The sequence below is a fragment of the Streptomyces sp. SP17BM10 genome (assembly GCF_036322405.1).
Classification (GTDB): domain Bacteria; phylum Actinomycetota; class Actinomycetes; order Streptomycetales; family Streptomycetaceae; genus Kitasatospora.
This window is the reverse complement of record NZ_JAQYXB010000577.1, coordinates 252,369-264,719: the sequence shown is the minus strand read 5'-3', so window position 1 is coordinate 264,719 and position 12,351 is coordinate 252,369. Positions and strand designations below refer to the sequence as shown.

Annotated in this window: 10 protein-coding genes and 1 riboswitch; of the genes, 1 reads left to right on the top strand and 9 read right to left on the bottom strand. The window is 72.8% G+C overall.

The features are described 5' to 3' along the window. Window positions 1-120: 120 nt before the first annotated feature. Window positions 121-251: riboswitch (cobalamin riboswitch) on the bottom strand. Window positions 252-329: 78 nt separating this feature from the next. The 5 genes from PUR71_RS18155 to PUR71_RS18135 form a co-directional block, all read right to left on the bottom strand. Beyond that, complete coding sequence (locus PUR71_RS18155; RefSeq protein ID WP_329928051.1) at window positions 330-1,616, bottom strand: GH12 family glycosyl hydrolase domain-containing protein; 1,287 nt, start codon at window positions 1,614-1,616, stop codon at window positions 330-332. A gap of 62 nt (window positions 1,617-1,678) precedes the next feature. Continuing rightward, window positions 1,679-2,998, bottom strand: a complete 1,320-nt coding sequence (locus tag PUR71_RS18150) for a glycoside hydrolase family 26 protein (protein WP_329928050.1) — start codon at window positions 2,996-2,998, stop codon at window positions 1,679-1,681. Next, window positions 2,998-5,034 carry a glycosyltransferase family 2 protein gene (locus PUR71_RS18145; protein WP_329928049.1) on the bottom strand — a complete coding sequence of 679 codons (2,037 nt, stop codon included), beginning with the start codon at window positions 5,032-5,034 and terminating at the stop codon, window positions 2,998-3,000. The genes PUR71_RS18150 and PUR71_RS18145 overlap by 1 nt, the downstream gene beginning before the upstream one ends. A gap of 261 nt (window positions 5,035-5,295) precedes the next feature. Then, on the bottom strand, window positions 5,296-6,423 hold the full coding sequence (locus PUR71_RS18140; RefSeq protein ID WP_329928048.1) for a DUF2510 domain-containing protein: 1,128 nt from the start codon (window positions 6,421-6,423) through the stop codon (window positions 5,296-5,298). Window positions 6,424-6,510: 87 nt separating this feature from the next. After that, a complete protein-coding gene (locus PUR71_RS18135; RefSeq protein WP_329928047.1) occupies window positions 6,511-7,005 on the bottom strand; it encodes a GNAT family N-acetyltransferase in 495 nt (164 codons plus the stop codon). A 398-nt stretch (window positions 7,006-7,403) separates the two neighbouring features. Here PUR71_RS18135 and PUR71_RS18130 point away from each other — a divergent pair, with 398 nt between their 5' ends. Continuing rightward, entirely contained in the window at window positions 7,404-8,375 is a 972-nt protein-coding gene (locus PUR71_RS18130) for a helix-turn-helix domain-containing protein (RefSeq protein WP_329928046.1), read from the top strand. A gap of 4 nt (window positions 8,376-8,379) precedes the next feature. Here PUR71_RS18130 and PUR71_RS18125 read toward each other — a convergent pair whose 3' ends face one another. The 4 genes from PUR71_RS18125 to PUR71_RS18110 all read right to left on the bottom strand — a co-directional run bounded on the left by PUR71_RS18125 (window position 8,380) and on the right by PUR71_RS18110 (window position 12,332). Further along, on the bottom strand, window positions 8,380-9,177 hold the full coding sequence (locus tag PUR71_RS18125) for a histidine phosphatase family protein (protein ID WP_329928045.1): 798 nt from the start codon (window positions 9,175-9,177) through the stop codon (window positions 8,380-8,382). 158 nt (window positions 9,178-9,335) lie between these two features. After that, window positions 9,336-10,952: a monocarboxylate uptake permease MctP gene (gene mctP / locus PUR71_RS18120; RefSeq protein WP_329928044.1), complete on the bottom strand. Its 1,617-nt coding sequence runs from the start codon at window positions 10,950-10,952 to the stop codon at window positions 9,336-9,338. Beyond that, window positions 10,949-11,245: a DUF3311 domain-containing protein gene (locus tag PUR71_RS18115; protein WP_329928043.1), complete on the bottom strand. Its 297-nt coding sequence runs from the start codon at window positions 11,243-11,245 to the stop codon at window positions 10,949-10,951. Before PUR71_RS18115 ends, mctP begins: the two co-directional genes overlap by 4 nt. A gap of 295 nt (window positions 11,246-11,540) precedes the next feature. After that, entirely contained in the window at window positions 11,541-12,332 is a 792-nt protein-coding gene (locus PUR71_RS18110) for a GntR family transcriptional regulator (RefSeq protein WP_329928042.1), read from the bottom strand. Between the last annotated feature and the right edge of the window lie 19 nt (window positions 12,333-12,351).

The window sequence follows — 12,351 nt, the reverse complement described above, 5'->3', positions numbered from 1 at the left end:
ACCGTTCGGGGCAGGGGCGCACGCGCGCGGGCGCACATGGCGGCGTCGCGCGACGGTGTCAGCCCCGGCCCGCCCGCGAGGCCCGGAAGGTGGTGCTGGTGCTGCCGGCCTCTGCGGGAGGGCCTCTGCACACCGTCGGCAGGTACTCGGACTCGCGGGAGAGGCTCGGTTGAGCCGCCCGCACACCGCTGCGGGGCAGTCCCGGACTCGCACCGGGTTCCCCTGCGTCGACAGCAGGGATGAGCATACATCTAGTGTCGGTAATCCGATGCAGCCCCACATGTAGTGTCGCGCGGCACAGTTGTTCGAGCTGGCGTGCGATAAACTGCTCAGGCCGGGGGGTGCCATTCCTGGCCGGTGCGGGAGTCGCACGGGCGCATCCGCACCTGGGCCGAGCCGCCCGTCGCCGTCCCCGGAGAACCGCCCGCAGAGGCGCCCGCGGGGGCCGCCGGGTTCGCCGGGTTCTCGATGCAGCGCCCCGAGTCCTGGTTCGCGAGCTGTCCCGTCGGGGTCACCCGCCAGCGCTGGTCGGGCCGTGAGGTGCACGCCGTGAGGACGGGGAAGCCGATCGCGGGGTCCTCGACGCAGCGGCCGGACTGGCCGATCGAGCCGTCGTCCGCCATCGTCCAGGTCTGGGCCGGGGAGCCGTCGCAGGTGCCCGCGCCGACCGCCGCCGGGTCGCCGCTGACCCGGCTGTCCAGGCACAGGCCCGGCAGGGCCGAGGTGATCGCGCCGCTGGGCTGCCCGGCGGCGGCCTGGAAGGAGAACGAGTCGCTGCTGAGCCCGGCGCCGCCGTCCCAGATCTCGAAGCCGGCCTGGACGGCGCACAGGTAGGAGCCGGCCGGGACGTAGCCGCGCTGGACGGCGTCGCGGGTGAAGGCCCGCAGGTCCAGGTCGGTGACGGAGGCCGTGCTGGTGGCCATCTCGTAGGTGATCAGTGTGTGGCTGCCCGTCTTCGGCGCCTGGAACACGCGGTAGGAGGTGCCGCCGGCCTTGAGCTCGCCGGCCTCGTCGCCGAAGGGGGTCTTGCCGTTGCCGCGCAGCCAGATCATCAGCTCGGCGCTCTCGGTGAACGAGCAGCTGGTGCGGCTGTTGCTGTACCAGATGTCGTACGAGGCGTTGTAGACGCCGGAGTCGACCTGGGTGGTGTGCCAACTGCTGGTCGCGTAGCGCAGGTTGCTGACGGGGATCGGCAGCGGCCCGGTGCCCGGCTGGAGCTGGGTGCTGATGTGCGGGTACGCGCCGGGGCCGCGCAGCGGATCGGTCAGGCTGGCCGGGCCGACGCCGCTGCGGGTGACCCGGAAGCCGGTGGCGCCGTCGGTGCTGCTGATGCACAGGCCCCCGGTGGCGTTCCACTCGTTGGGGTTGATCAGGTAGCGGCCGGAGTCCACGGCCTGCGAGGGGTAACGGTTCTGCGCGGTGGAGCACAGCTCGCCGGCGGTCGCGGCGGGCAGCGGGGTGACCACCGGGGCGGCCTTCACCGGCCCGGCGGGGTCCTTCTGGTCCCGGGGGAGCAGCAGGGCGCACAGGACCAGCGCGAGGACGGCGGCCGGCGCGAGCGCCCACCACGGGCGCCGGCCGGCGGGTCCGGCGCCGGGTATGGCGGGGTTGGTCATGGGGTGCTCGCCTCCCTGCTGCTGCGTGGTCGTGCGGTCCGTCGGCCGGGCCTGGGGCGCGCTCACCCGGCGGGGGTGGAGCTCGACCGCGGCCGGGTGGCGGTGCTGGTCGGCTTCCGGGCCGGCGGGTTCGGCTTGGTGGCCGAGGGGGAGGCCGAGGGCGACGGGGAGGGGTCGGGCGTCGGGGAGGGCGCGGGCGGCGGTGGCGCCGTGGTCAGGGCCGGCACCGAGCGGACGGTCCACGGCGTGCTGTAGCGGGGCGCGGAGACCCCGGCGGCGTAGGCCTGCGAGGCCGCGTCGGAGGCGGCGACCCGCCAGTCCACCTCCTTGCGCGCCTCGTACCAGATCACGCCGATGATGTCGGGGTGCTGGGGCAGCTGCGTGAACATCTCGCTGATCCACTGCGCCTTGAGCCCGGAGGTGTCGGTGGCGCCGGTCTCGGTGATCACGACGGGCTTCTGGGTGAAGTCCCGCAGCTCCTTGATCGTCGGCTGGAAGATCTGGTCGAAGGACTTGTACTTCTCGACGCCGGTGGTGCCGTAGTAGCCGGACAGGCCGATCCAGTCGACGTAGTCGTCACCGGGGTAGAGCGTGTTGAGACCGGTGGCGTTCTCGTAGTCGACGTTGGGGCTCCACACCCAGGTGACCTTGGTCGCGCCGACCTGCTTGAAGAGGTCGTGGACGTGCTTCCAGGCCTGGACGTACTGGCCCTTCTTGTTCCCGTTGGCCTGCTCGGCCCAGGGGTACCAGTAGCCGTTCATCTCGTGGGCGAAGCGCAGCGCGACGGGGTAGCCGAGGCCCTTGACGCCCTCGGCCCAGGTCCTGATGTAGTCGTCGAACTTGCCGTCGATGATGTTGGAGAGGGCGTACTCGGGCTGCTCGCCGCGGAGCTTGTCCTCCTTCGCCTCCTTGCGGTAGTCCCACGGCTCCCAGGCGACCATCGGCATGATGCCGCGCTGGGCGACGGTGTCGAAGATCCGGCGGTCGAACTTGCGGTCCCACCAGCCGACCGAGAACTCCAGGACGTTGGGCTGGTGCTTGACGGCGGAGGTGAACTCGTCGAGCGGGGAGAGGTCGTAGGGGCCGGTCTTGGTCATGATGCCGGTGAACGCCTCGCCGGCCGGCGGGAACTGCGGCGCCGGGGCGGGTGTGGGGGCCGGGACGGCGCTCGCGCCGGGGGTGGCCGTCGTGGGCGCGGCGGTCGGGGGCGCGGCCAGGGCGCTGGTGAGCCAGGTCGGCATCGCGGTCGGGGCGGCGCCGGCGAAGCCGTACGGGTCCTGGTCGTGGCCCCGTGACAGCCGGGGCGCGAGCACGAAGGTGTAGCCGACCATCAGGGCCAGGGCGACCAGGGCGGCGATCCGGGGGACGGTGATCCGCAGCATCAGCGGTCCTCCTGCTCACGCCGGCCGCCGGCCCGTGCGGGCTCCAGCAGTTCCTCGAACTCCTCGTCGGCGTCGGCCCCTGCGGGCTGCGCGGACCGGCGGCGCTGCGTCGGCACCGGCCGGGGGCCGGGCGCCTCCCCGGCCCCGGGCGCGGCGGTGACGGCGGCGGGTTCCGGGACCTCGACGGCCGGGGCGGCCTCCAGGGCGCCGGCGGCTTCGGCGGCCCTGGCCTCGGCGGCGCGCTGGGCGCGGGCCTCGCGGCGGCCGCTCACGAAGGAGATCACCGGCGGGGCGACCCCGGTGAACAGACTGACGACCGCCCAGAACCGCAGGATCCAGATGTCGTGGTGCAGCGTGAAGCTCGCCCCGAGCAGCCCGCCCGCGACCGCCGCCCACAGTAGGTGCAGCCGGAACGTCGAGAGCGACTCGGCGCTGCGCAGGTCGCCCTTGGCGGTGACGGCGTACGCGAGCGGTCGGCGCAGCAGTGCGGCCAGCGCCGCGGCCACGTACACCGGGCCGGCGAACAGGGCCAGGCCCATGCCGGCCATGCCGATCTCGCGCCGCTCGTGCGCGGCCAGGTTGAACCGGCGCAGCCACAGCCACAGCACGAACCAGCTGCCCATGCTGGCACCCCACAGGGCCATCCAGTGGGCGCTGTTGAGGTGGATGGAGGTGACGCCGAGGGCCAGGTAGACGGAGGTGGCGAGGCTGCCGAGGACGGTGTTGACCGCGACGCTCGGGTAGTAGAACTGGACGAGCCCGTAGAGCACGCGCTGGCGCAGCCGCAGCTTGAGGCCCGAGCGCAGGCGGCTCTTGAGCAGGATCTCCCAGATGCCGTAGGCCCAGCGCTTCTGCTGGTTGAAGTAGTCGGTCCAGGAGGTCGGCCCCTCGCCGACCGCGAGGACGTCGGGTGTGTAGACGCCCTTCCAGCGGCGGTCGGTGGCCGGGTTGACGGTGGCCTGGATCCGCATGCTGGTCAGGTGGTCCTCGATGATCGAGTCCTGGTAGCCGCCGATCTGCTGCCACGCGGTGGGCCGGTACAGGTGGTTGGTGCCGATCAGCAGCGGCGCGTCCATGCCGTTGCCGCCGCGCTCGACCAGGCCGGAGAACAGGTACTGCTGCACCGAGGCGCCGTGGGCGACCCAGTTGTCGTACATGTTCCCGTAGACCTGCGGGGCGACGACGAACGCGGTGTCGGGGTCGCGGAAGTAGCCGAGGGTGCGTTCCAGGAAGCAGGGCAGCGGGACGTGGTCGGGGTCCATCTGGGCCACGACGTCGTAGCCGTGCTCGTGCTCGGCGCGCCAGGAGTTGTGGTTGCCGGACTTGGTCTTGGCCCGGAACTCGCCCTCGGCCTGGTTGTACTCGGGGCGGCCCTTGCGGCTGAAGTGGTGGACGCCGAGGCGGGCGGCCATCTTCTTGACCCGGTCGTCGTCGCCCTCGTCGAGGATCCAGACGTCCACCTGGCCGTCGTACTCGATGCGCAGCATCGCTTCGAGGGTGCGCTCGACGATCTCGATCGGCTCCTTGGAGGGAACGATCGTGGTGAGCACGGCGACCTTGAGGCCGGGTGGCGGGGTGACCGGCAGGGGGTCCTTGGCGCGGAACGCGAAGACCCAGACGGCGAGGTTCTGGACGAGCCGGATGACCTCGACGGTGATGACCGCGCAGAAGCAGATGCGGGCCAGGTTGATCCGCCAGTCCGGGGACCAGCCCACGCCGGATCCGGGGATGTGCTCGGGAAGCAGCAGCCAGCCGACGAAGGCGAGGCCGGCCAGCGCGTTGACCGTGACCAGGACGGTCATGACGAACTTGACGCCGCGGGAGGACACCGAGCGGTAGCGCACGGCGGCGCCGTCCTCGCCAGGGGCCAGCGGGCCGGTCGCGTCGGCGCCGGCTGTGTAGGCGCGCTGGGCCGCGCTGTTGCGCAGGTCGCGGCGGACGAGCCGCCGTTCGTGGCGGGCCCGGGGGAGTACGCGTCCGTGGCGCCCTCGTCCCCGGCCGGTCCGGTTCGCCGCGTGTTCGTTGGTGGAGTCCACCGGTATTCCCCCATACAACGCCCCGTCGCACCGGAGCTGTTGGTTTGCCGCTCTGTCGCCGTCCCCGGGCCGTGGTCATCCGCCCGTTGCTGAACGGTTCGGCGGGACCGACACGTTATACATGGGGTCGGATTGTCGTTCAAGCGGTCAGCATACGGGCAGCGGTGGGCCGCTCACAGCCGGGGGTCTCGCGGTCGCCACGGCTGGAAAACGCCGCAGGCCCCGCCGGTAGGGGCGGGGCCTGCGGGGAGTTTCCACCGATCAGGGGGTGATCTTGACGGAGTTCGCGATCTGGTCCATGACCGTCAGCGGTGGGGCCTCCGCCGCCTGGTCGAGGCAGATCTGCAGCACCGGGACGGTGGTCGCGCCGGCCGCGGGGGTGACCTCCAGGACGCCGCAGTAGCTGTCCGGGGTCGAGGAGCCGCTGGACATCGGCACGTGCCACAGGGCGAGGTAGCCGTCCAGGCCCTGGATCTTGACGGCCGACTGCTTCACCGGCTCCGGCGGGGTGGGCGGCTCCGAGCCGTAGCGGGAGTTGTAGAGCAGCTGGCCCATGCCGAGCACCAGGGACTTGGGGTCGGACCAGCCGCCGTTGAACACCCGGAGGTTCTGGACGACCAGGCCGCGGGTGCACGCGCCGTTGCCGTGGCCGACGCAGGCGTACGGGTTGACGGCGTACCGGACGTCGGTCGGGGTCTTGGCGTCGTTCTGGACCTGCCAGTCCTGCGGCACCATGAAGTTCATCTTGCCGTCCTGGCCGGTGACCTGACGCCCGCCCGCGAGCGGCTGGCCGCCGGTCAGCGCGGTGCCCATGAAGCCGTTCGGGCTCTTGGGGTCGCCGGCGGCCGCGGCCGCGGTGGTCGGTGAGTCCTTCGGGGAGCCGCCGGTCTTGTGGCCGACGACGTAGCCGGCGCCGGCCATCGCGAGGGACAGCACCACGGCGCCGACGGCCAGGAGGAGCCGGTTCCTGCCGCGCTTCGGGTCGACGGTCTCGAAGACCACCGAGGTCGGGATCGGCTGCGGCGCCGAGGCGGCGGGACCGGGGCCCGGCAGCGGGTTCGGCTGCGGCGCGGGCTGCTGGACCTGCGGCTGGACGGGCTGCGGGGCAGGTCCGGACTGCGGGCCCGGCGCGGCGCTCTGGGTCGGCAGGGCCGGCATGGTCGGGGTGGGCGGCGCGGCGGCCGGGCCCGGCGCGGGCGCGGCGACGGCCGTCGGGGCCGCGGCGGCAGCGGCGTCGCGGCCGGGGGTGGCGTCCGCGGGCGCGCCCACGGCGCCTCCGGGCTTGGCCTGAATCTTGTCCGTCCACGTGGAACCGTCCCACCAGCGCAGCGTGTTGGGCTGGCCGGAAGGGTCGTCGTACCAGCCGCTAGGCGCACTCCCCGTCGTCATGCGGCGGATCCTAGCAGTGTCCCGATCAGATGGTCATTTCAAGTCACCGACCTTCGGCCACCGGCCGCGCACGCTGCCGGAACGCGGTCAGAAGGCCATCGCGTAGACCATCAGGTCCATGCCGGGGAAAGGGGCCCAGTCGCGCTCGGGCGCGCGCCGGAACCCGACCCGCTCGTAGATGCGGTGGGCGGCCTTCATCCGCGGCTGGGTGGAGAACGCCATCCCGCCCAGGCCGAGTTCGCGGGTGCGGGCCAGGGCGGCCCGCACCAGGGCCTCGCCGACTCCCCGGCCGCGGGCGGCCGCGGCGGTGGCGAGCATCCGGATCTCGCCCTCGCCCGGGAGGGCGATGTCGGCCCACTCGGTGCCGCCGACCGCGAAGGTCACGCAGCCGAGGACCCGTCCGTCGGCCGCGTCGACCGCGACGAGCAGCTCGGCCTCCCGGGAGCGGCGGCCGGCGTCGCGCAGGAGCTCGACGTAGCTGCTGTCCGGCGCGGTGTGGCCGTCGCCGACGAACGCCTCGGCGGTGATGCGGCCGGCGTCGGCGAGGTCCTCCTCGCGGGCCGGGCGGATGACGATGTCCATGCGGAAAGTGTGCCGGAGCCGTGCGGCGTCCTGATCTCGGGGGTCGTGCGCACCGGGAGCACCGCCGGATCGGCGGACGGGCGCAGCGAGGCGGCGGGCATGGTGCCGTACAGGCGGTCGAGGCGTTCCGGGCCGGCCGGGTAGCCGCCGGCGCGGTGCCAGTTGTCGCGGCCGGCGGCGCCGCCGCGGGAGACCTCGCGGCCGATCAGGGTGCCGAGCAGGCCGAACCCGCCGACGGCGCCGGCCAGGGCGATTGCGCTCGCGATCGTTTCGGAGTCCATGGCTCCACCCTGGCCGGACGGTGCGGGTGCCCACGAGTGGCAGGAATGACCATTCACGTCGAAATCCTGCCACCCCGGCCCTTCCGTCGCCGTGCTCCGCCGGGCATCCTGATCCGCATGCTCAAGAACGTGGTCGCGGTCGTGCTGGAGGAGATCCACCCCTTCGAGCTCGGGGTCGCCTGCGAGGTGTTCGGCCTGGACCGCACCGCCGAGGGCCTGCCCGGGTACGACTTCGCGCTGGCCGGCGCCCACCCGGGCCCGCACCGGACCCACGCGGGCTTCTCGATGGACGTCCCGCACGGCCCGGAGCGGCTGGCCGGGGCCGACCTGGTGATCGTCACCGCCTCCTCGGTCCGCCCGCGCTACCCCGAACCGCTGCTGGAGGCCCTGCGCGCGACGGTCGCCGACGGCGGCCGGGTGCTCTCCATCTGCAGCGGCGCCTTCGTGCTCGGCGCCGCCGGCCTGCTGGACGACCGCTGCGCCACCACCCACTGGCGGTACACCGGCGACCTCGCCGAGCGCTTCCCGAGGACCCGGGTCGAGCCGGACGTCCTCTACGTCGACGACGACCCGGTGATCACCTCGGCCGGGACGGCCGCCGGCATCGACGCCTGCCTGCACCTGGTGCGCAAGCTGCAGGGCGCCGAGGTGGCCCGGGGGATCGCCCGCCGGATGGTGGTGGCCCCGCACCGGGAGGGCGGGCAGGCCCAGTTCGTGAACCGCCCGCTGCCCGAGGGGGACGGCGACTCCCTGGCCCCGCTGCTCGACTGGATGCGCCACCACCTGGACCGGGAGTCCACGGTCGAGCAGTTGGCCGCCCGGGTCCACATGTCGCCGCGGACCTTCGCCCGCCGCTTCCAGCAGGAGACCGGGACCACCCCGCACCGCTGGCTCACCGGGCAGCGGGTGCTGCTCGCCCAGCGGCTGCTGGAGTCCACCACCGAACCGGTGGACGCGATCGCCGCCCGCTGCGGCTTCGGCAACGCGGCGGCCCTGCGCCACCACTTCGGGCGCCGGCTCGGGACGACGCCGCTGGCCTACCGGCGGTGCTTCGCCGGGCCCGCCGTCGCCGCGGGAGGGGAGGGCTGACGCGTCAGTCCGTCGCTGCCAGGTGCCCGGTCTCGTTCCAGTGCGAGGGCCGCAGCCGGCCGTCCCGGGCCCGCCACAGGCTGGTGGAACAGTTGTGCACCGGCCCGAGCGCCATCAGCCGCTCCTCGGTCAGCCGGTCCAGCGCGTACCGCAGCATCAGCACGGTGCAGTCGTGCGCCACCAGCAGGACCGGCCGCCCGGCCTCCTCCTCGCACACGTCCCGCAGCAGGCTGCGCACCCGCAGTGCGACGTCCGCCCAGGACTCGCCGCCGGGCGGTCGGTAGTACAGCTCGCCCATCTTGCGCCGCCGGGCCGCCTCCTCCGGGTACTTGGCCTCGATCGCGGCCTTCGGCAGCATCTCCAGGACGCCGAGCTCGCGGTCGCGCAGCCGCTCGTCGTGGCGCACCGCGAGCGTGACCGGGACGGCGCCGAGCCCGGCGGCCTGGGCGAGCGCGATCCGGGCGGTCTCGGTGGTGCGCACGTACGGCGAGCACCAGACGCTGCGCGGGCGGTCGACGCCGGGCAGCGCGGCCCACCAGCGGCCGAGCGCCTGGGCCTGCTGCTGCCCGTGCAGCGACAACGGGATGTCGGCGTCCCGGCAGCTGATCGGCACGCTGAGCGCGCCGGCCGCCTCGGCCAGCTGGAACTCGACGTTGGCGGTGGACTCGCCGTGCCGGGTGGCGATCAGCACGGACGGCAACCGCACCGCGGGCGGCTGGCCGCTCGCGGGCTGGCCGTTCGTGGTGACCGGCGGACGGGTGGACTGGTGTTGGCCGTTGAGGGTGGTGCCGAGTTCTGCCATGGCCGCGAGCTCCCCGTGGTCGATCAGGTGCCGGCCGGTGGTCTCCGGTCCGGTCTGGTGGTGCCCGGCGTGCGCGCCCGTTCATACATATGATCGCGCCGCCTTCTCCCAGTGTTCACGGAGAAGACGGCGCGATCACAGGGCGCGCGCACGGCCAATCAGTGCGCCGCTACGGGCTCCGGCGCGTTCTCCGGCTCGTCGCCGCCGCCGACCTCGGCGCTGTAGTCGGCCGGCTTCGTCTCGTCCGGGCCGTACGGCGCCTTGACGGCCCGCAGCACCAGGGTGAGGACCACCGCGACGACCAGGTTGAGCACGAAGGCGGTCAGGCCGATGTAGCCGTACTGGCCGATGCCGGGGATCTCGGCCGCGTTGCCGCCGAAGTGCTTGGTGGCCGGGCTCGCGATCCGGTACGCCTCCCAGGTGCCGTAGGACATGCCGGCCGCCCACCCGGCGAACAGCGCCCAGTGGTGGAACCAGCGGGTGAACAGGCCGCCGACGATCGCGACGAAGGTCTGCAGGATCCACAGGCCGCCCAGCAGCTGGAGGTTGATCGCGGCCTGCTTGTCCATGCCGAGCACGAAGACCAGCGCGCCGACCTTGACCAGCAGCGAGACCAGCTTCGCGATCCGGGTCTCGTCGGCCGCGGTGGCGGAGGGCTTCAGCCACTCCTTGTAGACGTTGCGGGTGAAGAGGTTCGCCGCCGCGATCGACATGATCGCGGCCGGCACCAGCGCGCCGATCCCGATCGCCGCGAAGGCGACGCCGGTGAACCAGTCCGGGAACATGTCCGCGAACAGCCGCGGCACCGACAGCTGGGCGTTGAAGGTCTTGTCGCCCTTGCTGACGTTGGCCGCGATCGCCATGAAGCCCAGCAGCGCCAGCAGGCCCAGCATCAGCGAGTACGCCGGCATGATCGCCATGTTCCGGCGCACCGTGTTGCGGGACTTGGAGGCCAGCACGCCGGTCACCGAGTGCGGGTACATGAACAGCGCCATCGCCGAGCCGAGCGCGAGCGTGGCGTACGTCCACTGTTTGTCGCCCGGGACGGTCAGCGAGCCGGTCGCCTTCGGCGCGCTGAACTTGTGCTGCGCCGCTTCGAAGATGTGGCCGTACCCGCCGAGCCGGATCGGGATGTAGATCACCGCGACGATGATCACGATGTAGACCAGCGCGTCCTTGACGAAGGCGATCAGCGCCGGCGCCCGCAGCCCGGAGGAGTAGGTGTAGGCCGCGAGCACGCCGAAGGCGATGAACAGCGGCAGGTCCTTGACGAACCAGTTCGCGTTCGCGCCGCCGCCGACCCCCAGCACGTCCAGCACCGCCTGGATGCCGACCAGTTGGAGCGCGATGTACGGCATGGTGGCGAGGATCCCGGTCAGCGCGACGACCAGCGACAGCGGCCGGGAGCCGTAGCGCCCGCGCACGAAGTCGGCCGGGGTGACGTACCCGTGCACCCGGGAGACCGACCACAGCCGCGGCAGGAAGAGGAACACCAGCGGGTAGGCGACGATCGTGTACGGCACCGCGAAGAAGCCCGCCGCGCCGGTGGCGTACACCGCCGCGGGGACGGCCACGAAGGTGTACGCGGTGTAGAGGTCGCCGCCGAGCAGGAACCAGGTGACCCAGGTGCCGAAGCTGCGCCCGCCGAGGCCCCACTCCTCCAGGTGCAGGGCGTCGTCCGCCCGGCGCCAGCGCGAGGCCAGGAAGCCCATCACGGTGACCAGGAGGAAGAACAGCACGAACACGGTCAGGGCGGGGACGTTGACGTCCTTCATCGCGCGCCACCCGCCTCGGCGGCCTTGCGGGCCTTCTCGTCGCGGTTGATCAGCAGGTACGCGGCGACGGTGAACACGGCCGACACCGGTACCCAGAGCAGCTGGTACCAGTAGAAGAACGGCATCCCGCCCACCGCCGGGCCGGTCTTGTCGTAGGAGGACACCCAGAGCATCGCCACGATCGGCACGAGCAGGGCGAGCCCGGCCAGCACCCGTTCGGGCGTCACCGCCGGGAGCGGGGCCCCCGGTGGCTCGGGCATGACATCTTCGGTGACGTCGGGATCAGACGGCATCTGCGGCTCCGCTCCGGAGGGTCCACCCCGTCGGCGCCGCAGCCCCGGAACGCCGTGCGCACCCCCGGGACCCGCCGAGCAGCACCATCGGTGATCGGCTGTCAGTACGGCTGCGCAATCTAGACCATGGAGTGATCCATGTCACCGGATATGGCGGAACTTCCCGCCATCCGGACGCGCGCGCGGGCGCCCCGCCGGCGCGCGTCCGCGGGTGGACGTCGGGTAATGCCGAAACGGGCACCGGCGCGTGCGCCGGTGCCCGGGGTTCGGAAGCGGGGGAGTGGTGGGGGATTCTCTATTCGGGGCGCTTCAGGCGGGTGATGAACTTGTAGCGGTCGCCGCGGTAGATCGAGCGCACCCACTCGACCGGGTTCCCGTCGCCGTCGAAGGAGTGCCGGGAGAGCTGGAGCATCGGCAGGCCGAGGTCCGAGCCGAGCAGGCCGGCCTCGCGCGGGTTGGCGAGGGTGGTCTCGATGGTCTCCTCGGCCTCGGCGACGGTGACGCCGTACACCTCGCGCAGGGCCGCGTACAGGGAGTCGTGCTTGGCGAGGTTGCGCCGAAGGGCCGGGAAGCGCTTGGCGGACAGGTGGGCGACCTCGATGGCCATCGGGTCGCCGTTGGCCAGCCGCAGGCGCTCGATGCGCAGCACGCGCCCGCCGGGCTTGATGTCCAGCAGCGGGGCGAGCCGGTCGTCGGCGGTGATGTAGCCGATCTCGATCAGCCGGGAGGTGGGCTCCAGGCCCTGGGCCCGCATGTCCTCGGTGTAGGAGGTGAGCTGGAGGGCCTGGGCGACCTTGGGCTTGGCGACGAAGGTGCCCTTGCCCTGGATGCGCTCCAGACGGCCCTCGACGACCAGCTCCTGGAGGGCCTGGCGAACGGTCGTGCGGGAGGTGTCGAACTGGGCGGCGAGGGCGCGCTCCGGCGGGACCGGGGTGCCCGCGGGCTGGGTCTCGGTGAGCTGGAGCAGGTGGCGCTTGAGGCCGTAGTACTTGGGGACGCGCGCGGTCGGGTCGGTGCCGGCCTGCGCGGGGAGGTTCTTCACCCCGGGGTCGTTGACCTGGGCGCTGGTTCCCCCGTCGCTGCTCATCGGACCTGTTCTCCCGCTT